General features: G+C 68.4%; 20 protein-coding genes. 10 read left to right on the top strand and 10 right to left on the bottom strand.

The features are described from left to right. Window positions 1–223: 223 nt before the first annotated feature. Complete coding sequence (locus I003_RS0121485; RefSeq protein ID WP_027773395.1) at window positions 224–2,908, top strand: transglycosylase domain-containing protein; 2,685 nt, start codon at window positions 224–226, stop codon at window positions 2,906–2,908. 159 nt (window positions 2,909–3,067) lie between these two features. Continuing rightward, window positions 3,068–4,618 (top strand): glycosyltransferase 87 family protein, encoded by a 1,551-nt coding sequence (locus I003_RS0121480; RefSeq protein WP_027773394.1) that lies wholly within the window; start codon window positions 3,068–3,070, stop codon window positions 4,616–4,618. A 162-nt stretch (window positions 4,619–4,780) separates the two neighbouring features. On the opposite strand, the gene I003_RS0121475 is transcribed toward I003_RS0121480, so the two are convergent. The 3 genes from I003_RS0121475 to I003_RS0121465 form a co-directional block, all read right to left on the bottom strand. Beyond that, window positions 4,781–5,812: an alanine racemase gene (locus I003_RS0121475; protein ID WP_027773393.1), complete on the bottom strand. Its 1,032-nt coding sequence runs from the start codon at window positions 5,810–5,812 to the stop codon at window positions 4,781–4,783. An 84-nt stretch (window positions 5,813–5,896) separates the two neighbouring features. After that, window positions 5,897–7,015: a peptidoglycan bridge formation glycyltransferase FemA/FemB family protein gene (locus tag I003_RS0121470; protein ID WP_027773392.1), complete on the bottom strand. Its 1,119-nt coding sequence runs from the start codon at window positions 7,013–7,015 to the stop codon at window positions 5,897–5,899. Between the two features lie 193 nt (window positions 7,016–7,208). Then, entirely contained in the window at window positions 7,209–7,514 is a 306-nt protein-coding gene (locus I003_RS0121465) for a hypothetical protein (protein ID WP_027773391.1), read from the bottom strand. 290 nt (window positions 7,515–7,804) lie between these two features. On the opposite strand from I003_RS0121465, the gene rpsF reads away from it, so the two are divergent. From rpsF to rplI, 4 genes are all read left to right on the top strand, one after another. Then, window positions 7,805–8,095: a 30S ribosomal protein S6 gene (gene rpsF / locus I003_RS0121460; protein ID WP_027752916.1), complete on the top strand. Its 291-nt coding sequence runs from the start codon at window positions 7,805–7,807 to the stop codon at window positions 8,093–8,095. A gap of 95 nt (window positions 8,096–8,190) precedes the next feature. Then, window positions 8,191–8,790 (top strand): single-stranded DNA-binding protein, encoded by a 600-nt coding sequence (locus tag I003_RS0121455; protein ID WP_027773390.1) that lies wholly within the window; start codon window positions 8,191–8,193, stop codon window positions 8,788–8,790. A 73-nt stretch (window positions 8,791–8,863) separates the two neighbouring features. Continuing rightward, window positions 8,864–9,100, top strand: coding sequence for a 30S ribosomal protein S18 (gene rpsR / locus I003_RS0121450; RefSeq protein ID WP_018838794.1), 237 nt, complete (start codon window positions 8,864–8,866; stop codon window positions 9,098–9,100). Between the two features lie 19 nt (window positions 9,101–9,119). Further along, window positions 9,120–9,566, top strand: a complete 447-nt coding sequence (gene rplI / locus I003_RS0121445) for a 50S ribosomal protein L9 (protein ID WP_027773389.1) — start codon at window positions 9,120–9,122, stop codon at window positions 9,564–9,566. Between the two features lie 74 nt (window positions 9,567–9,640). On the opposite strand, the gene I003_RS0121440 is transcribed toward rplI, so the two are convergent. Beyond that, the gene (locus I003_RS0121440) at window positions 9,641–11,014 is read right to left on the bottom strand and encodes an MATE family efflux transporter (RefSeq protein WP_027773388.1); all 1,374 of its coding nucleotides are present in this window, start codon (window positions 11,012–11,014) and stop codon (window positions 9,641–9,643) included. 505 nt (window positions 11,015–11,519) lie between these two features. Between I003_RS0121440 and dnaB the strand changes: the two genes are divergently transcribed. The 3 genes from dnaB to I003_RS0121425 all read left to right on the top strand — a co-directional run bounded on the left by dnaB (window position 11,520) and on the right by I003_RS0121425 (window position 18,311). Beyond that, window positions 11,520–13,976, top strand: coding sequence for a replicative DNA helicase (dnaB, locus tag I003_RS0121435; RefSeq protein WP_199784333.1), 2,457 nt, complete (start codon window positions 11,520–11,522; stop codon window positions 13,974–13,976). 172 nt (window positions 13,977–14,148) lie between these two features. Then, complete coding sequence (locus I003_RS0121430; RefSeq protein ID WP_486584325.1) at window positions 14,149–16,689, top strand: TnsA-like heteromeric transposase endonuclease subunit; 2,541 nt, start codon at window positions 14,149–14,151, stop codon at window positions 16,687–16,689. Then, complete coding sequence (locus I003_RS0121425) at window positions 16,686–18,311, top strand: UvrD-helicase domain-containing protein (RefSeq protein WP_486584323.1); 1,626 nt, start codon at window positions 16,686–16,688, stop codon at window positions 18,309–18,311. Before I003_RS0121430 ends, I003_RS0121425 begins: the two co-directional genes overlap by 4 nt. A gap of 636 nt (window positions 18,312–18,947) precedes the next feature. Here the strand turns inward: I003_RS0121425 and I003_RS0121420 are convergent. Next, window positions 18,948–19,406 (bottom strand): winged helix-turn-helix transcriptional regulator, encoded by a 459-nt coding sequence (locus tag I003_RS0121420; RefSeq protein WP_027773384.1) that lies wholly within the window; start codon window positions 19,404–19,406, stop codon window positions 18,948–18,950. Window positions 19,407–19,493: 87 nt separating this feature from the next. Between I003_RS0121420 and I003_RS0121415 the strand changes: the two genes are divergently transcribed. Further along, window positions 19,494–20,717 carry an MFS transporter gene (locus tag I003_RS0121415; RefSeq protein WP_027773383.1) on the top strand — a complete coding sequence of 408 codons (1,224 nt, stop codon included), beginning with the start codon at window positions 19,494–19,496 and terminating at the stop codon, window positions 20,715–20,717. Window positions 20,718–20,792: 75 nt separating this feature from the next. Here the strand turns inward: I003_RS0121415 and I003_RS0121410 are convergent, their stop codons facing one another. From I003_RS0121410 to I003_RS0121390, 5 genes are all read right to left on the bottom strand, one after another. Continuing rightward, the gene (locus tag I003_RS0121410) at window positions 20,793–21,554 is read right to left on the bottom strand and encodes a PIG-L deacetylase family protein (protein WP_199784331.1); all 762 of its coding nucleotides are present in this window, start codon (window positions 21,552–21,554) and stop codon (window positions 20,793–20,795) included. 91 nt (window positions 21,555–21,645) lie between these two features. Continuing rightward, the gene (locus I003_RS0121405; RefSeq protein WP_027773381.1) at window positions 21,646–22,365 is read right to left on the bottom strand and encodes an ABC transporter permease; all 720 of its coding nucleotides are present in this window, start codon (window positions 22,363–22,365) and stop codon (window positions 21,646–21,648) included. Window positions 22,366–22,386: 21 nt separating this feature from the next. Then, window positions 22,387–23,298, bottom strand: a complete 912-nt coding sequence (locus I003_RS0121400; RefSeq protein WP_027773380.1) for an ABC transporter ATP-binding protein — start codon at window positions 23,296–23,298, stop codon at window positions 22,387–22,389. Next, window positions 23,295–24,239 carry an ABC transporter permease gene (locus I003_RS0121395; RefSeq protein ID WP_027773379.1) on the bottom strand — a complete coding sequence of 315 codons (945 nt, stop codon included), beginning with the start codon at window positions 24,237–24,239 and terminating at the stop codon, window positions 23,295–23,297. The genes I003_RS0121400 and I003_RS0121395 overlap by 4 nt, the downstream gene beginning before the upstream one ends. Beyond that, window positions 24,229–25,251, bottom strand: a complete 1,023-nt coding sequence (locus tag I003_RS0121390; RefSeq protein ID WP_027773378.1) for an ABC transporter ATP-binding protein — start codon at window positions 25,249–25,251, stop codon at window positions 24,229–24,231. The genes I003_RS0121395 and I003_RS0121390 overlap by 11 nt, the downstream gene beginning before the upstream one ends. Window positions 25,252–25,465: the final 214 nt, after the last annotated feature.

Below are 25,465 nucleotides of genomic sequence, written 5' to 3'. Positions count from 1 at the left end.
AGTGTCCGCTATAGCACGTAATACCCGGCGCAAAGCGGGCAACGCCGATGCGTACTCTGTTCCGCATGCTGTCTCCAGGGAACCGGGAGCCCCATCCGGACGTCTTCGTCCTCGGTACAGTGCGGCTGGTTGCCAGAGGACAGAGAACCGGTCGTGCATCGGGGGGACCGGCTGACAGAAAACGCCCACAGGCGATGCCACCTGTTCGAGGAGTAGTCCCTTCATGAGCGAGCACCGTCGCAAGCCGCCGAACAGCGGCCGCGGAGGAGGCCGTCACGGCGCGAACTCCGGCCGCCGCGGGACGCAGGGCACGGACGGGGGCAACATGGCCGGCCGCCGGGCCGCCGGAGGCGGCGGCCGGCGGAGAGCTCCCGGCGGGAATCCCGGCTACGGAGCGGGCGCCGGCGCCGCGGCGGGAGAGGCGGCCGGACACGGCCGCAGCCACTCCGCCGCCGGGGGCTACGACGGCCCGCGCCGCAGGCGCCGCCCCGAGCCGCCGCCGCGCAAGCGCTTCATCGACTACCCCCGCTCGAACCACACCGGCCTGCGCCGCTGGCTCCCCTCCTGGAAACAGGTCATGGGGATGTGCGTGCTCGGCTTCGGCGCGCTCGTCGGTCTGTTCTTCCTCGGCTACATGCTGGTGAGCGTCCCCGACGTCGCCGCCGCCGCCCGGGCCCAGAACAACGTCTACTACTGGTCCGACGGCACCCAGATGGCGACGTACGGCGGTGAGAGGAACCGCCAGATCGTCGATCTGGAAGACATCCCGATGGAGATGCAGAACGCCGTCATCGCCGCGGAGAACGCCACCTTCTACTCCGACCCGGGCATCGACCCCAAGGGCATCACCCGCGCCGTCATCAACATGGCGGGCGGCGGCTCCACCCAGAGCGGCTCGACCATCACCCAGCAGTACGTGAAGAACGCCATGCTCGACGACCAGTCGCAGACGCTCTCCCGCAAGGTCAAGGAGCTGTTCGTCTCCATCAAGGTGGGCGCGAAGGTCGACAAGAACGAGATCCTCGCCGGCTACCTCAACACCGCGTACTACGGCCGCGGCGCCTACGGCATCCAGGCCGCCGCGCAGGCGTACTTCCGCGTCGACGCCGAAGACCTCAAGCCCGACCAGTCCGCTTTCCTCGCCGCCGTCCTCAAGGGCCCCGACCTCTACGACCCCCAGGGCGGCTCCGTGCCGGGCGCCTCGCCGGAGGACAACCGCAAGCGCGCCGAGGAGCGCTGGGAGTGGATCCTCGACCGGCAGACCGAGGTCGAGATGGAGAACGGCGAGAAGATGATGTCGCCGGCCGTGCGGGCCGAGTTCGACAAGTTCCCCAAGATCGAGAAGTACAACCCGAGCGCGGGGCTGACGGGCCAGAAGGGCTATCTCATCGAGACGGCCAACAGATACGTCCTGAAGACCTCCAACATCGACAAGGCGGAGCTGGAGCGCGGCGGCTACCGGATCTACACGACCTTCGACAAGAAGAAGGTCGCGCAGATGGAGGAGGCGGTCGACGACGCCCGCAAGGAGTACCTCGACCCGAAGACGCGGGAGAAGGACAAGTACGTCCAGTTCGGCGGGGCCTCCGTCGACCCGACGTCGGGGAAGATCGTCGCCCTCTACGGCGGCGAGGGCTTCGACAAGGACCACTTCACCAACAACGCCGACACCCTCGGCGTACCCGTCGGCTCCACCTGGAAGCCGTTCGTCCTCGCCTCCGCCTTCGAGAACGGCACGTACCGCAGCGACGGTAAGCCGATCTCACCGGAGAGCAAGTACAACGGCAACAACAACATCATCATCCGGGACCAGAACGGCGATCCGATGCCCGGACCGGGCGGCGACGACTTCCGGCAGGTCAACGAGGGTGACAACAGCTACGGATACGTCGACCTGAACATGGCCACCGGGCTGTCCATCAACACCCCGTACGTCCAGCTCGGCATCGACGTAGGACTGGAGAACGTCCGCGAGACGGCCGAGAACCTCGGCATCCTCGAGGACTCGATGGACCCGAACAACAACGCCTCGTTCTCCATCGGCACCTCGACCCCCAGCGCCATCCGCATGGCCAGCGCGTACGGCACCTTCGCCGCCTCCGGCGAGCACATCGAGCCGTACTCCGTGACCAAGGTGGTCAAGGACGGCCAGGAGCTGGACGGGTACCAGGACCACCGCACGGAGCGCGGCATCGACGCCGACGTCGCCGACACCGTCACGAAGGTGATGAAGGAGAACGTCATCGACGGCGAGTTCGGCGAGTACGGCTCCGGCACCGGCGCCGCCGCGCGCGACCTCGACCGGCCCGCGGCGGGCAAGACCGGTACCACGGACAAGAACAAGTCCGCCTGGTGGGTCGGCTACACCCCGCAGTTGTCCACGGCCGTCACCCTCTTCCGCACCGATCCGCGCAGCGACAAGCAGGAACTGCTGTCCATGAACGGAACCGGCGGCTTCGACTCCATCCACGGCGGCGCGATCCCGACGGAGATCTGGACCAACTACATGAAGGCTGCCCTGAAGGGCGAAGACGTCAAGGACTTCCCGGACCCCGGTCCGCTGGGCGAGATCGTCGACGGCGGCGGCGTCCCCAGCCCCACCGAGTCGGAGACCGACCCGGAGCCGACCGAGACCCAGCACACCGAGAAGCCGGACGAGCCGACCTACACCCCGCCGCCCTCGACCACGCCCCCGCCCAGCCAGACCTGCGAGCCGTGGGACCTGGAGTGCCAGACCGGCGGCGCCACGAACGGGGGTCCCGGCGAGACGACCGGGGAGACGACCACCGGCGAGACGACCGGGGAGACGACCACCGGGGAAACGACGGGAGAGACGGACACCGGCGGGCAGCCCAACGGCGGCAACGGCAATTCGGGCGGCGACGACGGCGGAGGACTGATCCCCTGACGCCCGCCGCCCCGACCCGGGCCGACGTGTCCTGAGGGGTCCGGCGGGAAGTCCGCGCCACGGCCCCGGCCGCCTGTACGCGACCGGGGCCGGACCGTTTCCCGGGCGCGGCGCACGGACGCCCGCCTGCGCCCCGTCCCCGTACGGCAGGATGGCCCCATGACGAGCGTGGACCACGACCCGGCCGGGCGGCCGGCAGCCGCCGGGGCACCGGCCGAGCCGCCCGTGGCCCCCACCCGGCACGACGAGATCGCCGCCCGCGGCAGCGAGGTGCTGGGCGGGCCGCTGGGCCGCCGGGCGCTGGCGGGCGGCTGGTGGGCCCCGGTGCGGGTGATCGCACTCGTGGCGATCGGGATGTTCGCGCTCGGCATGGTGCAGAAGTACCCGTGCTACGACGGCGCCTGGTTCTCCGGCGCCAACGCGCAGTACACCCGGGCCTGCTACTCCGACATCCCGCACCTCTACCAGGGCCGCGGCTTCGCCGACGACCTCACGCCGTACTTCGACCGTATTCCGCCGGAGACCTCCGGCGGGATGGAGTTCCTGGAGTACCCGGTCCTGACCGGGGTGTTCATGGAGGTCGCCTCCTGGCTCACCCCCGGCGGCGAGGACCTCGTGCACCGCGAGCAGGTCTACTGGCTCGTCAACGCCGGCATGCTGATGATCTGCGTCGCGATCGTCGCCGTCTGCGTCGCCCGCACACACCGCCGCCGTCCCTGGGACGGGCTCCTGGTCGCCCTGGCCCCCGCGCTCGCGCTCACCGCCACGATCAACTGGGACCTGCTCGCCGTCGCGCTCACCGCCGCGGCGATGCTCGCCTGGTCCCGCAGCCGGCCCGCCGCCGCCGGGGTGCTCCTGGGGCTGGCCACCGCCGCCAAGCTGTACCCCGTGCTGCTGCTGTGGCCCCTGCTGGTGCTCTGTCTGCGGGCCGGACGGCTCCGGCAGTTCGGCACCGTGATCGCCGCCGCGGCCGGCTCCTGGCTCGTCGTCAACCTGCCCGTGATGATCAAGGCGCCGGACGGCTGGGCGAAGTTCTACACCTTCAGCCAGGAGCGCGGGGTCGACTTCGGCTCCTTCTGGCTGATCATCTCCCAGCGCTCCGGCGAGCCCCTGGACGACGCCAACGTCTACGCCACCGGCCTGATGCTCCTCGGCTGCCTCGGCATCGGCGCCCTCGCGCTCACCGCGCCGCGCCGGCCGCGCTTCGCGCAGCTCGCGTTCCTGGTCGTGGCGCTGTTCATCGTCACCAACAAGGTGTATTCGCCGCAGTACGTGCTGTGGCTCATCCCGCTCGCGGCCCTCGCCCGGCCGCGCTGGCGCGACTTCCTCATCTGGCAGGGCTGCGAGGTCGCGTACTACCTGGGCATCTGGCTGTACCTCGCCTACACCAACGGCGGCGAGGACGCCAAGGGCCTGCCTCCGGACGGCTACCACGTGGCCATCGCCGCGCATCTGCTGGGCACGCTGTACCTGTGCGCGGTCGTCGTACGCGACATCGTGATGCCGGACCGCGATCCCGTACGCCGCCTCGGGGACGACGACCCCGGCGGCGGCGTCCTGGACCGTGCACCGGACGTGCGGGTGCTCGCCGCCACCGGCCACGGGCGGCACGCGGCAGTCGTACCGGAGACGGCCGGAGGGCCGGCGCTGCGGGTGCGGTGGGGAGCGGAACGCGGCGCGACGGCGGCCGGGATGTCCCCCCTCGAGTGACGTGATGCGCTGTCCGACCGGGCATTCCGAGCGGTTGGTCAGCGGGGGACGCGCCCCGGACACGCATCAGGGCCCGAAGCCGGAGCTTCGGGCCCTTCCGTACGCTCTACGCCGCCTGCGGCCGCCCCGTACGCACCGTGCCGTACGCGGCGAACGGAACCGCTAGCGCTCCACCACCCGGTCCGGCTGCGTCGTCGTGTGCCGCAGGTGCGCGACCATCTCGTCCCCCTGCACCGGCGCCGACGCCTCCGCCGGCAGGTACAGGATCGACACCTGCATGTGCGGCGGCTCCGCGAACCAGCGCTGCTTGCCCTCCCACATGAACGGCGACAGGTTGCGGTTCACCGTGGCCAGCCCGGCCCGCGCCACGCCCTTCGCCCGCGGTGCCAGCCCGTGCATCGCCTTCGGCGCCTCCAGCCCGACACCCTGCGACGTACCGCCGGCGACCACCACCAGGTGGCCGTCGCCCGAGACCTTCTGCTGCCGGTAGCCGAAGCGGTCGCCCTTCACCACGCGCGTGACGTCCAGCACCGTGCCCCGGTACTGCGTCGCGTCGTGGTCGCCCAGCCACAGCCGGGTGCCGATGCGCGCCCGGAAGCGCGTCTGCGGGAACTGCCGCTGCAACTGCTCGAACTCGTCCGCCCGCAGATGGCTGACGTACATCGTGTGCAGCGGCAGCCGGGCCGCGCGCAGCCGGTCCATCCACGCGATGACCTCATCCACCGCGCTGGTGCCGTCCGTACGGTCCAGCGGCAGGTGGATCGCGAAGCCCTCCAGCGTCACGTCCGACAGCAGCGAGGCCAGCTTCGGCAGCTCCTCCTCCGTCACCCCGTGCCGCCGCATCGAACTCATCACCTCGATGACGACGCGGGCGCCGACCAGCCGCCCCACCCCGTCCACCGACGCGACGGTGCGGATCACCCGCGTCGGCAGCGGGACGGGCTCCTCGGTGAGCTGGTACGGGGTGAGGACGAGCAGGTCACCGCTGACGAAGTCGCGTGCCCGCGCCGCCTCGTACACCGTGCCCACCGCGAGCGGGCTTGTCCCCAGCCTGGCGGCCTCGGCGGCCAGTCGCTCGTGGCCGAAGCCGTAGCCGTTGCCCTTGCAGACGGGGACGAGTCCGGGGAACTGCTCCAGTATGTGCTGCTGGTGTGCGCGCCACCGCGCGGATTCGACGTAGAGCGTGAGCGGCATGGCGGTCGGTGTACCTTCCTTCGCGGTGTCGGGGGCCCTTTCCTTCGCGTGAAGTCCGCTGCTTCGCGTGAAGCCCCGCCGTGGTCAGCGGCGGGACATGTAGATGTCGAGGGCCTTGTGGAGCAGCTTATTCAGTGGGTAGTCCCACTCGCCCAGGTATTCGGCCGCCTGCCCGCCCGTGCCCACCTTGAACTGGATCAGCCCGAAGAGGTGGTCGCTGTCGACGAGCGCGTCGCCGATGCCGCGCAGGTCGTACACGTGCGCGCCGGCGGCGTGCGCGTCCTTCATCATCTGCCACTGGATGGCGTTCGACGGGCGCACCTCGCGCCCGTGGTTGGCGGAGGCACCGTACGAGTACCACACGTGCCCGCCCACCGTCAGCATCGTCGTCGCCGCCAGGCACTCGCCCCGGTGGACCGCGAAGTACAGCTTCATGCGGCCCGGCTCCTCGGCGTTGAGCACCTTCCACATGCGCTCGAAGTATCCCTGCGGCCGGGGGCGGAACTTGTCGCGCTCGGCCGTGATCTCGTACAGCCGCTGCCACTCGCCGAAGTGCTCCAGCCCGCCCTGCACCACCTCGACGCCGGCCTTCTCCGCCTTCTTGACGTTGCGCCGCCAGAGCTGGTTGAAGCCCTTGAAGATCTCGTCGACGGACCGCCCCGCCAGCGGCACCTGGAAGACGTACCGCGGCTGTACGTCACCGAAGCCCGCGCCGCCGTCCTCGCCCTGCTGCCAGCCCATCCGCCGCAACCGCTCGGCGACCTCGAACGCCTGCGGCTCGACGACATCGGCGTTGACGTCCCGCAGCCGCTTGACGTCCGGGTCCGCGATGCCCGCCTTGATCGTCGGCGCCTCCCAGCGGCGGATGATCACCGGTGGGCCCATCTTCACGGAGAACGCGCCCTGGCTCTTCAGATGGGCCAGCATCGGCGTCAGCCACGCGTCGAGGTTCGGCGCGTACCAGTCGATGACCGGTCCCTCCGGCAGATACGCCAGATACCGCTTCACCTTCGGCAACTGCCGGTACAGCACCAGAGCCGCGCCCACCTGCCGGCCGTCGGCCTCGAACCACCCCAGGTTCTCCGCGCGCCACTCGGACTTCACGTCGGCCCACGCCGGGATCTGGCAGTGGCTCGCGGCGGGCAGACTGCGGATGTACGCCAGATGCTGCTCGCGGCTGATGGGCTGCAGGGTCAGGCTCATGGCGGCGCTCCTCGTGCTGCGGCGGGTTGCCGACTGCGGCAGGCTTCTCGCGGGTGAAGCCTACTGCGGGCGCACCTCACCCCAGGAGGGAAGGCCCCAAGCCGCGGGGCTCCGCGCACGCGGGAGCGCCGGTGGTGTAAGGCGGCGGTGTCCGGGCGGCCCGCCGGGGCGATCCGTCCGGCGATCCGGAGGATCAGAGGGTGAAGCCGCCGCGCGCCATCGCCAGGAAGAAACCGAGTCCGGACGCCCCCAGGCCCAGGAGGATCAGGAACCGCTCCCGGGTGGTCACAGAGATCATCTGCGCCCACGCCCCGGTGACGATCCCGATCAGTCCCGCCCAGGTCGCCGGCACGTGCAGGCCGCGCCACTGGGAGAGGACGAGCGCGATCACGCCGACGGTGAGCGTGATGGTGAGGAGCGTGTCCTGCGTGACGTGCTGTCTGCCGTCGCTGGCGAAGAGGCCGATGTTGCGCTGCGGGGGCTGTACTGCCTGAGGCATAGGGCACCTCCATGCCCGTATGGCGGCGCGGGCTCGTGGGTACGTGACGCCGCTCACACCCTTTGTCACCAGATTGCCGGGAACCGTGGCCGGATTTCAACCGGAAGGGCCGCTGCGGGTACTGTGTACGGTCTGTAGCGGAGTCTGCCCAGGCCATCCCGCCCTCCCGGCGCCGATCCGGCGCCACCGAGGCGGGTTGTCAGTGCCGGGCGCTACCGTTGCGACGCAATGAAGAACCTCCTGCCACGGAGAGACCGTGGCCGCCGAGTCCAGAGGAGGTGGGTTCCACAATGCGTCACTACGAGGTGATGGTCATCCTCGACCCCGATCTCGAGGAGCGTGCAGTCTCCCCGTTGATCGAGTCCTTCCTGTCCGTGATCCGTGAGGCCAAGGGCAAGGTGGAGAAGGTCGACACCTGGGGCCGTCGTCGTCTCGCTTATGAGATCAAGAAGAAGCCCGAGGGCATCTACTCGGTCATCGACATCGAGGCCGAGGCCGATGTCGTCAAGGAGCTCGACCGGCAGATGAACCTCAACGAGTCGGTGCTGCGGACCAAGGTCCTGCGCCCCGCAATCCACTGACGACAACCGACGAGCAGACCGAGTACGAGTAACCGAACCGACAGCACCGACAAGCCAGACCGCACCACCCGGCAGCAACCGCGAGAGGTCAAGACATGGCAGGCGAGACCGTCATCACCGTCGTCGGAAACCTGACCGATGACCCCGAGCTGCGCTTCACGCCGTCCGGCGCGGCCGTCGCGAACTTCACGATCGCGTCGACGCCCCGGACGTTCGACCGTCAGACGAACGAGTGGAAGGACGGCGACCCGCTGTTCCTCCGCGCGTCGATCTGGCGTCAGGCGGCGGAGAACGTCGCCGAGTCGCTGACGCGCGGCACGCGCGTGGTTGCCCAGGGCCGGCTCCGCCAGCGTTCGTACGAGACCCAGCAGGGCGAGAAGCGGACCGTGGTGGAGCTGGAGGTCGACGAGATCGGCCCCGCGCTCCGGTATGCCACCGCCAAGGTCACCAAGACCACCGGCAGGGGCGGCCAGGGCGGCGGCTTCGGCGGCGGCGGTCAGCAGGGCGGTCAGGGCGGCGGCTGGGGCGGGAGCCCCGGCGGCGGTCAGGGCGGTCAGGGCGGCGGTGGCCCGCAGGGCGACCCGTGGGCGACCGGCGGCGGTCAGCAGGGCGGTCAGGGCGGCGGCTGGGGCGGGGGCCCCGGCGGCGGTCAGGGCGGCCAGGGCGGCGGTTACTCGGACGAGCCCCCGTTCTGATCCCGGGCTTCCCGGGGCGTGACGAGCGTGCTCGTACACCACACTTCTTGATCACACTGGAGTAAGAGACATCATGGCGAAGCCGCCTCCGCGCAAGCCGAAGAAGAAGGTTTGCGTCTTCTGCAAGGAGAAGATCTCCTACGTCGACTACAAGGACACGAACCTGCTGCGGAAGTTCATCTCCGACCGCGGCAAGATCCGTGCCCGCCGGGTCACCGGCAACTGCACCCAGCACCAGCGTGACGTCGCCACGGCCGTGAAGAACAGCCGGGAGATGGCGCTGCTGCCCTACACCTCGACCGCGCGCTGACTGGGAGGGTGAGCACAGCATGAAGATCATCCTCAAGGGCGAGGTCTCCGGCCTCGGCGCCGCGGGCGACGTGGTCGAGGTCAAGGACGGGTACGCCCGCAACTACCTGATCCCCAACGGGCTGGCGATCCGCTGGACCCGCGGCGGGGAGAAGGACGTCGAGCAGATCCGCCGCGGCCGCAAGCTGCGCGAGATCGCCTCGGTCGAGCAGGCCAACGCCGTCAAGTCGGAGCTGGAGGGCGTGCAGGTGCGCCTGTCCACGCGCGCCGGCGCCAGCGGCCGTCTCTTCGGCGCCGTCACCCCGGGCGACATCGCCACGGCGATCAAGCAGGCCGGCGGTCCGGACGTCGACAAGCGGCGCATCGAGCTGTCCGCGCCGATCAAGAGCCTCGGCGCCCACCAGGTGTCCGTGCGGCTGCACCCCGAGGTCGACGCGAAGGTCGGCGTCGAGGTCGTGGCCGGCTGACACCGTCAGGCGACGGGTAGCACGAAGGACGGGCCGCGCCCCTGCGGGGGCGCGGCCCGTTCGCGTACCCGCGGCTACGCCCGGACGGCGCCCGTGACCAGCCACCGCCCCGACCGGGTGCGCAGCCACAGCGTCACCAGCCGGGTCAGCATCATCAGACCCATCGACCACCACAGCGCCGTCAGTCCGCCGCCCAGCCCCGGCACCGCCAGCGCCACCGGCGCGAAGACCGCCAGCGTCAGCAGCATCGCCCAGGCCAGATACGGCCCGTCGCCCGCACCCATGAGCACACCGTCGAGCACGAACACCACCCCCGCCAGCGGCTGTGTCACCGCGACGACCAGCAGCGCCGGCAGCAGGACGCCGTGCACCTCCGCGTCGTCGGTGAACAGCGGCAGGATCAGCGGCCGGGCGGCCACCACCAGCGCGCCCAGCACCGCGCCGGTCGCCACCCCCCACTGCACCATCCGCCGGCACGCCTCCCGCGCGCCGTCCACGTCCCCCGCGCCCAGATACCGGCCGATGATCGCCTGCCCGGCTATCGCTATCGCGTCCAACGCGAACGCCAGCAGCGACCAGATGCTGAGCACCACCTGGTGCGCGGCGACCGACTCGTCCCCGAGCCCCGCCGCCACCGCGGTCGCGATGAGCAACACGGCGCGCAGCGACAGCGTACGGATCAGCAGCGGCACCCCGGCCCGCGCGGAGGCCCGTATGCCGGCCGGGTGCGGGCGCAGCGCGGCGCCGTGCCGGCGGGCGCCCCGTACCACGACGACGAGATACACCGCCGCCATCCCCCACTGCGCGAGCACGGTGCCCCAGGCGGAGCCGGCGATGCCGAGGCCGGCGCCGTAGACGAGGGCGACGTTCAGCGCGGCGTTGACGGTGAAGCCGCCGACGGCGACGTACAGCGGGGTGCGGGTGTCCTGCAGTCCGCGCAGCACGCCGGTGGCCGCGAAGACCACGAGCATGGCGGGGATGCCGAAGGCGCTGACGCGCAGATACGTGACCGCGTACGGCGCGGCGGTGTCGGAGGCTCCGAAGAGGCCGATGAGGCCGGGCGCGGCGGGGACGGTGACGGCGACGAGCGCGGCGCCGAGGAGCGCGGCGAGCCAGATGCCGTCGACGCCCTGCCGGATGGCGGAGCGCAGATCGCCGGCGCCGACGCGGCGGGCGACGGCGGCGGTCGTGGCGTAGGCGAGGAAGACGAAGACGCTCACGGCGGTGGTGAGGAGGGCGGCGGCGACGCCGAGCCCGGCGAGCTGCGGGGTGCCGAGGTGGCCGACGATGGCGCTGTCGGCGAGCACGAAGAGCGGCTCGGCGACGAGGGCGCCGAAGGCGGGGACGGCGAGAGCGACGATCTCGCGGTCGTGCCGCCGCCGGGTGCGGCGGCGCTGCTCGCCGGGAGTGCCCTGGTCGGCGGTGGTGGGCGCGGGAACGTGGGGCATGCAGCAAATCTAATAGTCCACAGGTAACAGCCGCAACAGCTCAAGGGCTCTTACAGTGTGACGTGTGCAGGGTAAGCGCACGCGGCGCCCGCCGCCACCGCGGCCCGGAGGGGAAAGTTTTTCTCCTCCACCGGGGGTGGACGAAGAATCAGCACGTCAAACGGGTGATCGCGGAGCGATAGTGTGCTTGTCCACAGCACTGTCCCCCGGCTCGTGCACAGCTTTCCCCAAGTAATCCACAGGTTGGCGGACGCTTTCCACACCCCCTGTGGATAGCGCAATTGGCGAGAGCCCGCCGCGGACCTACGGTGGACCCTCCCCCCTGCCGCCACCGGCGCCGCCGCCCCGCGGCCCGGGGGGCCGGCCGACGCGCCGTAACCGGAATGCCGCGGGCGATTTGTCGGCGGTGTGCCGTAAGAAAGAGGGGCGCCCTGAGAGGTCCGCCGGGAGGCGGGTGGGAGGAGGTGGGGCAGCCGTGTCCGAGCACCGGGACTACGTGGACACCATGCCGGGGGACGTCCGTCCACTGCGCCGCGAGGCCGACCAGCACAGCCGGCCGGATCAGCCCGTGCCCGAGGACCCCTGGGGTCCCGGCGCCCCCGCCGCCTTCGAGCGCGTGCCCCCGCAGGATCTGGACGCCGAGCAGTCGGTCCTGGGCGGCATGCTGCTCTCCAAGGACGCCATCGCCGACGTCGTCGAGGTCCTCAAGGGCCACGACTTCTACCGCCCGGCCCACGAGACGGTCTACACCGCCATCCTGGACCTCTACGCCCGCGGCGAGCCCGCCGACCCCATCACCGTCTCCGCCGAGCTCACCAAGCGCGGGGAACTCGCCCGCGTGGGCGGCGCGTCGTACCTCCACACCCTCGTCCAGTCCGTCCCCACCGCCGCCAACGCGGAGTACTACGCCGAGATCGTCCACCAGCGCGCCATCCTGCGCCGCCTGGTCGAGGCCGGCACGCGCATCACCCAGATGGGGTATGCCGCCGACGGCGAGGTCGATGACATCGTCAACTCCGCCCAGGCCGAGATCTACGCCGTCACCGAACAGCGCACAGCGGAGGACTACCTCCCCCTCGGCGAGATCATGGAGGGTGCCCTCGACGAGATCGAGGCCATCGGCTCCCGCAGCGGCCAGATGTCCGGCGTCCCCACGGGCTTCACCGACCTCGACTCCCTGACGAACGGCCTCCACCCCGGCCAGATGATCGTCGTCGCCGCCCGTCCCGCCATGGGAAAGGCCCTCGCCCTCGACACCCCGCTGCCCACGCCCACGGGGTGGACGACGATGGGAGAGATCCGCGCCGGCGACATCCTCCTCGCCGCCGACGGCTCACCGACCCGTGTCCTCGCCGCCACGGAGGTCATGACCGGCCGCCCGTGCTACGAGGTCGCGTTCGACGACGGCACCACGATCGTCGCCGACGCCGACCACCAGTGGCTGACGGACACCAGAGCCTCCCGCCGTTCGAGGAACACCCCGGCCGCGGTGCGGACGACCAAGGAGATCGCGGAGACCCTGCGCTGCACGACCCTCGCGGACAACCGCCTCAACCACTCGGTGCGCACCGCCGCTCCCCTCGCCCTCCCTCCACGCACCCTCCCCATCCCGCCGTACACGCTCGGCGTCTGGCTCAGCGACGGCACCAGCGGCGCCGCCCGCACCACGTCGGCGGACCCGGAGGTCTCCGTCGCGCATGCGACCTGTGTGGACTGCGGCGACGAATACTCCTCGCTCCTCGCCGAGCCGCGGTGCGCGACCTGCCGGCGCCGATACGCAAGCCTCCTCGCCGCTCTCCCCGGGAACGGCCTTCCCGGGGACAAGCACATCCCACAGGACTATCTGCGCGGCTCGGTCGAGCAGCGCAGGGAACTCCTCGCCGGGCTCCTCGACAGCGAAGGCACCGTCACCCGCACAGGCGCCATCCAGTTCGCGGCCACCAGCAAGGCGCTTGCCGAGGACGTCCGCGAGCTCGTGACAAGCCTCGGCTACCGCTGCGGCACGACGGCAAAGCGGCTGGCCGGCCGCACGGAACGGTCCTCCTCCCCCTCCACCGTTCACGTCGTCACCTTCACCGCAGCGGACGAGGTCTTCCGGCTGGAGCGCAAGCGTCACCTGCACGCGGCAAGGCGGAAGACCGGCGCCCGGAGGCCGACACGGCGCTTCGTCACCGGCGTCCGCGAGGTGCCGAGCGTCCCGGTCCGGTGCGTCGAGGTCGAGCACCCCGACCACCTGTACCTGGCCTCCCGGTCGATGGTGCCGACGCACAACAGCACCCTCGCCCTCGACTTCGCCCGCGCCTGCTCGATCAAGAACAATCTGCCCAGCGTCATCTTCTCGCTGGAGATGGGCCGCAACGAGATCGCGATGCGCCTCCTCTCCGCGGAGGCCCGCGTGGCCCTGCACCACATGCGCTCCGGCAGCATGACGGACGACGACTGGACCCGCCTGGCCCGCCGGATGCCGGAGGTGACGGGCGCCCCGCTGTACATCGACGACTCGCCGAACCTGTCGATGATGGAGATCCGCGCCAAGTGCCGCCGTCTGAAGCAGCGCAACGACCTCCAGATGATCGTCATCGACTACCTCCAGCTCATGCAGACGGGCGGCTCCCGCCGCCCGGAGAGCCGCCAGCAGGAGGTCTCGGAGATGTCCCGGAACCTCAAGCTCCTCGCCAAGGAGCTGGAGGTCCCGGTGATCGCCCTGTCCCAGCTCAACCGCGGCCCCGAACAGCGCACGGACAAGAAGCCGATGGTCTCCGACCTACGTGAATCAGGATCGATCGAACAAGACGCCGACATGGTCATCCTCTTGCACCGCGAGGACGCCTACGAAAAGGAGTCCCCGCGCGCGGGCGAGGCGGACCTGATCGTCGCCAAGCACCGCAACGGCCCGACGGCGACGATCACGGTGGCCTTCCAGGGCCACTACTCCCGCTTCGTGGACATGGCCCAGACCTGACCCGGCCTGCAGGGTCTCGAATTTTGTTGCACAGTCTCACGCTCCGCTTCATATCGGCTGCACTTATACAGCGGCCGTGAGACAAGCGGGTCGGCGCGTTCACTCTTTCGGGTTGCTTGGCTTCAAGCTCAGGCGTCTGCTCTCGGCGGCGGGCAGTCTGGTCGTACGGACCATGGTCTGGGCGGGGGTACGTCATGGGCTTCGCCGCGGAAGTCGTGGTCAGAGAGTGCACCGCCATGATCGCGACGAGGTCGAGGAGTATGCCTGGCCGTCCGCTTCCAGGGAGCTGTTCGACTCGGCGGCGCCGTGGCGGGTATTCCGCTGGCACCGAAGGCAGAAGCACTACTCGGGTACCTACTGGTCAGCGACCATGCGCGACCACGTGATCTACGAATCCCGCCTGGAGCTGGCCAGATTGCTCTTCGCGGACTTCGATCGCAGCGTCCACGGCATCGTGGCTCAGCCTTTCCTGCTTCAGACCGTGCTGGAGGGGGAGATCCGTAAGCATATCCCGGACTATCTCCTGCTCACCGACCATGGGTCGGCAATCGTTGACGTCAAGCCACTGGCAAGCAGCCACTTAAGGAAAACGGGCCCCTGCCACACCATTTTTGTCACATACTGCTTAACGTTCAGCGCCTGGAGCTGTGAGGCGTCGCGATGGCGCGGGCTCGGGCGGCCTAATCTCAGGAGCGCGATGCACCTCGTTCATGCCGAAGTTATCAACTTCCGCGCGTTGCAGAAGGCAGACATCCACCTTGACCCGGCCACGACGTTGATCGTGGGCAGGAACAACAGCGCGAAGACCTCGTTAGTTAATTTATTCGAGAAATTCTTCAGTGCTAGTGATGATGCGAAGTTCGTCCTTGAGGACTTCACTACGAGCCGTATTGCCGACCTGGAGCACGCACGAAGGCTCTTCGGTGAGGCCGAGTCGTCTTGCGATGAGGAAGCAAACGAGGTGCTTCGGAGCAAGGCTGTCGAGTCAGTACCTACCATCAGCCTGACGCTCACGATCGAATACAACGAGGAGGACGACCTCGCACCGGTCAGCGCGATCATCCTCGACCTCGATGAGACCTGTCACACGGTGCGGCTCGTTGCCACCCTTGCCGCAACTGACCCCACGAAGTTCCTCGCGGACTTCTGGGAGGCCAGCACGCGAGCTGGCAAAAGCTTCGATGAACATAAGTGGCTTCGCAGGAAGTTCGCTGACTACTTCGCGGTGACGTACCGCGCAGTGAGTGCCGCCGACGACACGGTCACACGCGAGCTTAAGCCGAGTGCTGCCAGGGCTATCCTTGCCGTGCGGTTCATCTACGCCCAGAACAAGTTCGATGACACGCCGGCGGACAAGACGCGCACCTTGTCGAAGACGTTCGAGGCCTACTACCGAGCCTCGAGCACAGACGACCGACGTGGAAGGAACATCGACCAGATTGAGGATGCTCTCGCCTCCGCGTCGAGGGAGTTGGACGCGAACTATGATGAGATCTTCGAGCCGTTCCTCGATGACCTGAACAGGTTCGGCTTGGGACTGGTCACACCGCTGCATGCACCTCGGATTGTCTCCCTGATCGAGGGGTCCGCCGTGCTAAGGGGGAGCACACGCATCCAGTATCCCTCGGGCGATGCCCAATACCCTTTGCCTGAAGGGCATAACGGCCTCGGGTACAGCAAGCTCATCTTCACCATCTTGCAGATACGTGGCTTCATTGAGAGCTGCGATCAGGCCAGCCCACAGCCCGCGGTGCAGATCCTGTTCATCGAAGAACCCGAGGCGCACCTGCATCCGCAGATGCAGGAGACGTTTATTAAGAACATCGAGGACTACATCAAGGGCAAGACCTCCCGGAATGTGCAGGTGGTAATCACCACCCACTCCTCCCACATGGTCGCCAGGAGCGGCTTCGCGAAGATCCGCTACTTCGATGCCACGGGGCGTGGGACCACCATCAAGAACTTGTCCACCTTTAAGAACAAAGTCAAGGATTCAGGCGACGGCAAGGAGACCCTTCGGTTCCTTGAGCAGTACATGGAGCTGCACCGTTGCGACATGTTCTTCGCCGACAAGATCATCCTTATCGAGGGAACCGCCGAGCGGCTCCTGCTACCCAAGATGATTTCCCGTTGCGCCGAGGGCCTGCAACGCCAGTACGTCTCGGTTGTCGAGGTAGGTGACGCCTATGCGGTCCGCTTTCGTGAACTGCTGGAGTTCCTCAATGTCAGATGCCTCATCATTACGGACATCGACTCCGTTGATCCATCCAAGCCGAGGCGTCCCGTCTGCCAACCCGATACCCCCGATGCGCACACTTCTAATTCCACGTTGAAGAAGTGGCTCCCCGGCAAGGACACGATTGAATCGCTCCTTGAGACGGCGATCGAGGACAAGATCAGTAATAATGTTCGCGTCGCTTACCAAGTGCCCGAAAGTTCTGACGGCCCATGTGGTCGCAGTTTCGAGGATGCTTTCATCATCGCCAACGCCTCGACTCTTGCTACTAACCTCAGCAGTCTTGCCTTGAAGGGCCACTTCGTCCGCACCGTCGGCGACAACCCGAGCCCACCCACCATCGAAGCACGGGCCTACGAAATCGCGGAGAATCTCCGTGACCACAAGACGGACTTCGCATTCGACGCCATGCTCCTCGACGACTGGAGAGTCCCCCGTTACATCGACGAAGGCTTGCAATGGCTAATGCACGCGTGACGACCATCGATCGAGTAGTCGACGCGTTGCAGGAAAGGCGCAGTTTCTTGGTGGAGGCCGGAGCCGGGGCTGGTAAGACGACAACTCTCGTAGAGGCCCTTGAATACAGCCTCAAAATGCAGGGTGCGGAACTTGCGCAAAAGGGTCGCCGGATCGCATGTGTCACCTTCACCAATGTCGCCAAGCGGAAGATCACGGAGCAGATCAACGACAATCCTATCGTGACCGTCGCGACCATCCATGACTTCCTCTGGGAGGCCATCAAAGGCTTTGGGGTGGAGTTATGGAAGCAGATCATCGAATATAATCTTAGTCTTCCCAAGCCCGAGGATCTCAGCGAGGTTAGCGTCCCGCCGCTGCCTATTAAATACCTCGACCGCCGACGCCTGCACCGCGGTGAGATCTCCCACGACGAGGTTATTGACCTTGCATTGCGCATGGTCATTGAGTACCCTAAACTCGCACGTCTCATCGCTGACCGGTACCCAATCATATTCGTCGATGAGTATCAGGACACATCACCTAAAACGGTAACGCTATTGCTTGATCACCTCGCAGGATTAGGTGGTCAGATCTGCGTCGTCGGACTCTTCGGCGACTCTATGCAGAAGATCTACGCTTCCGGTCAGGGTGCCGTCACTCATGACAAGCTGACGCTCATCACCAAGCACGAGAACTACCGCTGTTCATCCCCGGTTGTAGACGTGCTGAATAAGATTCGCCCCGATCTACAGCAGGAGGCTGTGGGCGACAAGAAGGAGGGAGAAGTCCACCTTTTCCTCAACTCATCCCTCCCCGTAGGCCAAGCGCGCTTCGAGGCGGCCCGCGACTATCTTCATGAGCTGGGTTGGTCCGAGGACACCACCAAATACCTGATGCTCACGCACCGGGGCATCGCCGGCACCCTCGGCTACCAGAAGCTTTTGCAGGCGTACCAGATTCTCGGAGGACAAGGTCGCGACAAGCTTCTAGAGAACGATGAGCCCTACATTCAATACCTCAGCCGGATCGAAGCCCTTTGTAATTCATTTCAAGCGCTCGACTATGCAGAGGTTACAAGTCTGTTGGTGGCAAGCCGGACCGCCATCACGCGCCATAGACACAAACAACGAATCGCGACCGATATCAGAAATCTGATCGCCGTTCGAGAGTCCGGAACCATCGGCGGTGTCCTTGATCACATGGCCCGTGGGCACCTGCTCTCCGTACCTCGACAGCTCAGCAACCTCGAACGCCGGCGCAATGCAGAAGATCTTGAAGGCTATGACCTGAAGCTCGCATCGTTCTCGAAGGCAATCCGGGAAATTCCCTATCAGGAGGTCACGCGCTTCATCGAGTACCGGGACCAGCGTACCCCTTTCCATACCCAGCACGGGGTCAAGGGCGACGAATTCGACAATGTTATCGTGATCATCGATGACGCCTCCTGGACCATGTACAACATGGGCAAGATGCTGACAGGAAACGACATTGAGAAGCGCCTAGCGCGCTCACGGAACCTGTTCTATGTCTCGTGCTCCAGGGCTCGCCGCGGCCTTGCGGTCGTCTTCCTCACCGATCTGTCTGACGATGCCCTGCCCGTGGCAAGAGACTGGTTCGCCTCGGGGACCGTGTACCCGTGAGACTGTGGTGGCAGAACCAGTCGACCGTGTGATCTTCCAGATGAGTGGGAAACTCGATCGTCAGGGAAGGGCTCGCACATTCGCTGCGGTGCCCGCGATGAGTTCACTCGCCACGCGAGCACCTCGTCGCACTGTCATGCACGATGTCATTTGCGCGAGGTGAAGAAGGGGTCGAGCAGTGCGAGCCTCTGAGAGCCATGACCCCGCTGAGCTGACTTCCGACGAGTTGAGGAACCGGGAACACCTCCCGTCAGGAGATCTCGGCCCGGCGTCGTGGCCCGCTGCGCTGGTCATGAGGAAAGGCCACCCGTCCTGAGACAGGAGCAGGTGGGCACGGCGTGAGACAGGCTGAAGACCCGCTGGTCAGCGCGATGCCCTGTGACACGGGCCGCGACATCCTACACCTGCAGGTTCTCACATCCCGTGGTCCGGCCTGCGAGCCCTCCGAGCAGGCCACAGATGCCCCCGCCGTTCCGCGCGCGCTGCCCTGACCAGCCCGAATGCCCGGCAGCGGCTCGAACGCTTTGCCACCGAAGCCGCCCGATCCTCTCTGATCACCAGAGCTGAGCACGGGCATTCTATGGAACCGACGGCTTTGGGACGATGGGTGCGTAGCGGTATGAAGCGACTCGGCGCCTACCGGGTCTTCTGAACGTGCGTGGTATCGGTGTCGAGGAGGCTGCCGTCGGCGCCGGTCGGCACGATTACCGGCACAGGGGTGCCGTGCTCGTCGACCAAGGTGGAGTGCGCCTCGCCGGGAGCGAAGGCGTGGCGTTCTCCCCACTGCCGCAGGGTGAGGATGACGGCGAAGAGGTCGCGGCCGGCGTCGGTGAGCACGTATTCCTGACGGCGGCCCGATGGCGCGGTGCGCCGGGCGAGGAGCCCGTAAGCGGTGAGCTTGCGCAGGCGCTCGGTGAGGATGTTGCGGGCGATGCCGGTACGTCGCTGGAAATCGGTGAACGATCGCACACCGTCCATCGCGTCGCGGATGACGAGAAGGCTCCATCTGTCGCCGACGAGATCGAGTGTGCGGGCGACGGGACAGTCGGGGTCGGTCCAGTCGGGCTCCGGGGCGCGCGCGATGGTGCGCGGCATGACACCTCCCCATGAGTTGCGGATTGAAACCAGCATGCCCTAACGTCAAAACGGTTGCAATTTGCTACTGATTGGGGTTGGGGTGCGATGGACGTGTGGCGGCGGCTCCTCCTCGCAGCGGTGTGTGGCGTCGCGGTGGCCGGCATCTACGCCGCGCAGCCGGTTCTGGAGCCGATGGGACGGGATCTCGGTGTGCCGGCAGCACACAGGGGGTGGATCGTGGCCACCGGTCAGTTCGGCTACCTGGCAGGGCTGGTGCTGCTGGTGCCGCTCGGCGATGTGGTCGTCAACAGGCGGCGGCTCATCGCCGTGCACTTGGCGATCACCGCAACCGGCATGATGCTGACGGCCTTTGCGTCAGCCGGATGGGTGGCGTTCGCGGGGCTCACAGCGGCTGGGCTCTTCGCGGTCGTCGTACAGACCACCGTTGCCTACGCCGCATCGGTCTCGCCGCCTGCCGAACGCGGCCGGAACATCGGTGTCGTGACCTCGGGTGTTGTGGTCGGCATCCTGGGCGCACGGGTTGTCACCGGCACGCTCGCCGACGTGTGGGGCTGGCGGAGCATCTATGTCGTGCTGGCGGTGCTGTCGCTCGGACTTGCGGCTCTCGTTCTCGTCGCACTGCCGGCAGAAGACCGTCACAGCAGACCTGCGGGGTACAGGCAGGCCGTCGTGTCACTCGGAGGACTCTTCGGACAGCGCCTCCTGCTGACGCGCGGGCTCATCGCGTTCTTCTCGTTCGCATCCTTCGGAACGCTGTGGAGTGGGCTGTCCCTGCCGCTTGGGGACGCACCCTGGCATCTGAACGAAAGCCAGATCGGATTGTTCGGCATCGCGGGACTTGCCGGCACCCTCGGCGCTGCACGCGCGGGACGGTGGGCGGATGCTGGACGGACGACTCAGGTCGCCGGCCTCGCGCTCACCATGCTCGTCCTCTCGTGGGCAGCCATCGCCCAGCTACCGGGGACACTGGGGCTCCTCATCGTCGGAATCGTGGTCCTTGACTTCGCGGTCCAGGCCGTACACGTGAGTAACCAGCACGTGCTCACCGCCGCGCACCCGGATCGCACCAGCAGCGTCATCGGCGGCTACATGGTCTTCTACTCGCTCGGCTCCGCCCTTGGCGCTGCCGCAACCACCGCCGTCTACACCCTCCACGGCTGGGCGGGCTCCAGCCTCCTCGGGGCGGGATTCGCGGTCTGCGCACTGGCCGTCTGGGCGATGGACAGGCGATTTCCCCTCGAGAGCGCAGACGTGCGTCACCCGCCGCACAGAGCGCAGTCCGGAGCCGGAGTCGTCCGGGCCGACTGAGGTAGGGGCAGGGGTAGCCGCAGGCCGGGGAAACGACACGGAGGCTGGGAACCCACAGCCCGGCCGGGGCGCCGGTCAGTCCTGGCCGGTTTCGCCGGCGAAGTCCGGCGGTGCCTGCAGGTCGTGGGCGCGGAACAGGACGGCGTGCTCGACACCCATGGCCTTGCCGTTCATCGCGGTGAACGTCGGGATGAAGTCCTTCGGGGCCGGGTGGTCCGGGAGCGCGGCCAGGTAGGCGGCGTGCGCCTCGAGCGAGGCGATGCCGCGCTGCAGCGGCTCACCGGTGATCTCGACGCCGTGGGTCGCGCCGGAGCCGGCGAGTCCGGGGATGACGAGCCAGCGCGCCGCGTGCGGTTCGAGGCCCTCGTCGTCGACCTGTTCCGGGAAGACCCAGCGGTTGCCGGCGTCGCGCACCGCGTCGAGCGTGGCGAGGCCGGCGGCGCGGTGGTCGGCCTGGTCGAAGCCGAAGGGCGTCTCGACGTCGAATCCCGTACCGAGGACGACGTCGGGCTTGAAGCGGCGGATCTCCCGGCAGATGTCCCGGCGCAGATCGAGGCCGTAGACGAGCACGCCGTCGGGGTGTTCGAGGACGGTCAGGTGCTCGACGCCGACGACGGCGCAGGCGGCCCGCTGCTCGGCGACGCGCAGGCGCGCCGTCTCCTCGGGCGGGTTCGGCATGCCGGCCTCGCCGCGGGTGAGCAGGAGGTAGCCGACCTCGATGCCCCGCGCGGTCCACCGGGCGACGGCCGCCGACGTGCCGTACTCCATGTCGTCCGGGTGCGCGACGACGCAGAGCACGCGCTGGAAGGACTCCTCGGGGAGGGCAGGCAGGTTCATGTCGGTCATCCTTCCGCGTTCGCGGCCCGCCGTCAGGTGTTCGGGGGTTCCGACGAGTCCGGGCCGCGGGACCGGCGGGGCGCTCCCTCCGTCACTCCTCGCCCGCCAGCGTCAGCGACCGCAGGCGCTGGGCGGCGAACCAGGTCGTGCCCGCCGTGACCACGAGCAGGAGGACCGTCGCCACCGGCAGTGCCACGTCGGAGACGACGTGGCCGCCCTGGCCGGTCTTCTCGCCCACCGCCAGCGCCCACTGCTGGATGCTGAGCGTCTTCACGCCGTCGACGAGGCTGCCGAGCAGGGCCTCCCACACCAGCGCGTAGACGAGTCCGAAGACCACCGCGTGCCGCGAGATGGTGCCGAGCATCAGGAAGAAGGCGGCGTACGCGACCGAGGCGACTGCCGCCGCCAGGGCGTACGCGACCGCCAGACGGCTGCCGTTGCCGCCCAGGATGATGCCGGCGATCAGCGTGGGGAAGGCGGAGAACGCGGCCGTCACGCCCACCGCGACGGTCAGCTTGGTGAGGATGATCGTCGGCCGGGGCACGGGCTTCGCGAGCAGGTAGACGATCGAGCTGTCGTCGATCTCCGGGCCGATGGCCCCCGTTCCGGCGATGACGCCGATGAGCGGCACCATGGTCGCCAGCGCGAAGCCGCCGAGCAGGTCGGAGGTGACCTCGTCGTCGGCGCCGACGAGGGCGCGGACGACGATGGCGATGACGATGAGCAGCACGGGCAGCAGGAGCAGGATGAGCGCCCGGCGGCGGCCGAGGATGGCCCGCTGGGTGAGCCGGGCGACGGTGGGGTGGTACAGCATCGCGTTCTTCGCTCCTTCTCAGGCCGCGACCAGGTACGAGAAGACGGATTCGAGGGACTCGTCGGAGGGCGAGACCTCGTAGAGGCGGATGCCGTGGTCCCTGGCGACCCGCGGCAGCAGCTCGGTGAAGCGGGCGAAGTCGACGGCCTGGATGTGCAGGACGCCGTCGCGCCGGTCGAGTTCGAGGCCGGCCGTGGACGGGTCGGCGATGAGCGCGGAGGCGAGCGCGCGGTCGTCGCTGGAGCGTACGGCGTAGTGGTGCGGGCGGTCGGTCATCAGCCGGCGGATCTTGCGGAAGTCGCCCGAGGCGGCGTGCCGGCCGGCGACGATCACCTCGATGTGCGCGGCGAGCTGCTCGACCTCCTCCAGGATGTGCGAGGAGAACAGCACGGTGCGGCCCTCGGCGCCCATCTGCCGCAGCAGGTCCATCAGGTGCATGCGCTGGCGCGGGTCCATGCCGTTGAACGGCTCGTCGAGGAGCAGCACCTCGGGCTCGTGGACGAGAGCGGACGCCATCTTCACGCGCTGGCGCATGCCCTTGCTGTACGTGCTGATCCGGCGGTTCTGCGCGTACTCCATCTCGACCGTGGCCAGGGCCTTCCGCGCGGCGTCGGCGCCGAGGCCGTGCAACTCGGCGTTGGCGAGGACGAACTCGCGGCCAGTGAGGAAGTCGTACATGGCCTCGCGCTCGGGGACGAGCCCGATCTGCTCGTAGACCTTCTCGTTGCGCCAGATACGGACGCCGTCGAGCGTGACCGCGCCGGTGGAGGGGGCGAGGAAGCCGGCCATCATGTTGATGAGGGTCGACTTGCCGGCGCCGTTGGGGCCGAGGAGGCCGGTGACACCCGGGCCGATGGCCATGGTCACGTCGTTGACGGCGACGACGTTCCCGAACCAGCGGGAGACGCTGTCGATCCGGATGGTGGTCACAGCCCGGCCTTTCGGTAGCGGCGCAGCAGGAAGAGGAAGCAGCCGGCGGCGACGGCGAGCGCGACCAGCAGGGCGGCCGCTCCCGCCGCGGTGGACGGGTCGACCGGCTCGGGGGAGGCGTTGGCGGGGGTGGCGCCGAGGAACACCGACTGGATGTTGTCGATGAGGCCGATGGGCGAGAAGAGCGCGAACCAGCCGATGGCGTCGAGGTTGTCCTGCTCCCACGCGATGCCCTGCAGGGCGCTCACGGCGCCGAAGGGCACGGTGAACGCGGCGATGACGGCGGCGACGCCGAAGCCGCGGCGCGGGGTGAGGGCGGCGATGGCCAGGCCGATGCCGGCGAAGAGCAGCGACAGCAGGGCGACGGAGACGAGCGCCTGGGCGAAGCCCGTGGTCTGGTCGGTGAAGTCGAGCTTCGCGAGCAGGGCGCCGACGTAGAGGATCAGCAGCGGGGTGGCGGTCAGGACGAAGAGCGCGCAGGCCATCGCCGCGTACTTGGCGGAGACGTAGTCCAGGCGCTCGACAGGGCGGGAGAAGTACAGCGGGACGGTACGGAACCGCAGGTCGCGGGAGACGGACACCGGGGCCTGGGCGGCGATGAAGAGGAAGATGACAGGCTGGAGGTAGATCGCGTAGTCGGTGTAGTCCAGCGGCAGTTCGTCCATGTTGGTGCCGACGGCGACCGCGACGATGATGAGCGCGACCAGGCACATGATGCCGAAGAGGAGCGCCGGGGGGACCTTGGACTTCGCGGAGCGGCCGAGCCCGTACGCGGCGCGCAGGGACTGGGTGAACAGCGAGCGGCGGGCGTAGCCGCGGCCGAGGCGCGGGCCGTCGTAGTGGCGGTAGCCGATGTCGTGGATGACGTCGGTGGCGGCGGGGGGCGTGCTTGTGCCGGGGGCTTGGCCGGTGCCGCCGGTGGCGGGAGCGTCAGTGGGCATGAGGGCTTCCTGCGGGGTCGGTCGCGGGGGCGGACGTGCTCGTGGCCGTCGGGGTGCTCGTGCTTGCGCTCGTGCTCGTCGGGTGGGCGCCGTCGTCGCGGAAGATCTCCGCGATGCGGTGCCGGCGCTGCTCCATGCGCACCAGCCCGAGGCCGAGCCCGGCCACCGCGTCCCGTACGACGTCGTACGTGCCGTCGTCCTCGGCCTCGACGTACAGCAGCCGGCCGTCCGCGGTTATCCCCAGGCCCGCGCCGGCGAGCGCCTTGCGCAGCGTGGCGGTGCCGTCGGGGTGGGCGTCGGTGTCGGTCACCTCGACGGCGAGGGTGGCGGTGCTCTGCGTGAAGTCGCTGGTGGAACTGGAGCGCAGCAGCCGGCCGCCGTCGATGACGACGACGTGGTCGCAGGTGCGCTCCAGCTCGCCGAGGAGGTGCGAGGTGACGAGGACGGAGATGCCGAACTCGGCGTGTACGCGGCGGATGAGGCCGAGCATGTCGTCGCGGCCGACCGGGTCGAGGCCGTTGGTCGGCTCGTCGAGGAAGACGAGCTGCGGGTCGTGCACGAGGGCCTGGGCGAGCTTGACGCGCTGCTTCATGCCCGTGGAGTAGCCGCCGATGGGGCGGTAGCGCTCCTCGTAGAGGCCGACGTGGCGCAAGGTGTCGGCGGTGCGCTCGCGGGCCGCGGTGGCGGGCAGGCCGGACATGCGCGCCATGTGGACGACGAACTCCGTGGCGGAGACGTCGGGCGGCAGGCAGTCGTGTTCCGGCATGTAGCCGACGCGCTCGCGGATTCTGGCGGCGGTGTCGCTGCCGGCGGCCACGTCGAGGCCGAGCACGGCGGCGGAGCCCTCGGAGGCGGGCGACAGGCCGAGGAGGATCTTGATCAGCGTGGACTTGCCGGCGCCGTTGGCACCGACCAGACCCGTGACCCCGGGGCCGATGTCGAGGGTGAGGCCGTCGAGCGCGGTGACACGGGGAAACCGTTTGCTCAGGTTCTCGGTGGCGATGACTGTCACGCTGCACGACGGTAGTGGCGCGGAGGCGCGGGGGCGTCAGACCTGGCGACGGTTGGCGGATACGCCCGGGGAGTGAGGGAGCCCGTAGGGGAAAGGGCCGTGAACCCTGAGGTTACCCGCGGTATCCACAGGGACACGGTGGGCGTTGACGGAGCCATGGGGTGATGTCACAGTCATTGATGTCAGCTTCCGGGCGGCGGCGGCTCCGGGTGAG

It is taken from the genome of Streptomyces sp. CNQ329 (assembly GCF_000482585.1).
This window is presented reverse-complemented; position numbering and strand designations above follow the sequence as displayed.

Bases quoted from the DNA above. Each gene is read 5' to 3' on its own strand.
- I003_RS0121485 (WP_027773395.1), top strand. From the start codon at position 224: ATGAGCGAGCACCGTCGCAAGCCGCCGAACAGCGGCCGCGGAGGAGGC.
- I003_RS0121480 (WP_027773394.1), top strand. From the start codon at position 3,068: ATGACGAGCGTGGACCACGACCCGGCCGGGCGGCCGGCAGCCGCCGGG.
- I003_RS0121475 (WP_027773393.1), bottom strand. From the start codon at position 5,812: ATGCCGCTCACGCTCTACGTCGAATCCGCGCGGTGGCGCGCACACCAG.
- I003_RS0121470 (WP_027773392.1), bottom strand. From the start codon at position 7,015: ATGAGCCTGACCCTGCAGCCCATCAGCCGCGAGCAGCATCTGGCGTAC.
- I003_RS0121465 (WP_027773391.1), bottom strand. From the start codon at position 7,514: ATGCCTCAGGCAGTACAGCCCCCGCAGCGCAACATCGGCCTCTTCGCC.
- rpsF (WP_027752916.1), top strand. From the start codon at position 7,805: ATGCGTCACTACGAGGTGATGGTCATCCTCGACCCCGATCTCGAGGAG.
- I003_RS0121455 (WP_027773390.1), top strand. From the start codon at position 8,191: ATGGCAGGCGAGACCGTCATCACCGTCGTCGGAAACCTGACCGATGAC.
- rpsR (WP_018838794.1), top strand. From the start codon at position 8,864: ATGGCGAAGCCGCCTCCGCGCAAGCCGAAGAAGAAGGTTTGCGTCTTC.
- rplI (WP_027773389.1), top strand. From the start codon at position 9,120: ATGAAGATCATCCTCAAGGGCGAGGTCTCCGGCCTCGGCGCCGCGGGC.
- I003_RS0121440 (WP_027773388.1), bottom strand. From the start codon at position 11,014: ATGCCCCACGTTCCCGCGCCCACCACCGCCGACCAGGGCACTCCCGGC.
- dnaB (WP_199784333.1), top strand. From the start codon at position 11,520: ATGCCGGGGGACGTCCGTCCACTGCGCCGCGAGGCCGACCAGCACAGC.
- I003_RS0121430 (WP_486584325.1), top strand. From the start codon at position 14,149: ATGGTCTGGGCGGGGGTACGTCATGGGCTTCGCCGCGGAAGTCGTGGT.
- I003_RS0121420 (WP_027773384.1), bottom strand. From the start codon at position 19,406: ATGCCGCGCACCATCGCGCGCGCCCCGGAGCCCGACTGGACCGACCCC.
- I003_RS0121415 (WP_027773383.1), top strand. From the start codon at position 19,494: ATGGACGTGTGGCGGCGGCTCCTCCTCGCAGCGGTGTGTGGCGTCGCG.
- I003_RS0121410 (WP_199784331.1), bottom strand. From the start codon at position 21,554: ATGAACCTGCCTGCCCTCCCCGAGGAGTCCTTCCAGCGCGTGCTCTGC.
- I003_RS0121395 (WP_027773379.1), bottom strand. From the start codon at position 24,239: ATGCCCACTGACGCTCCCGCCACCGGCGGCACCGGCCAAGCCCCCGGC.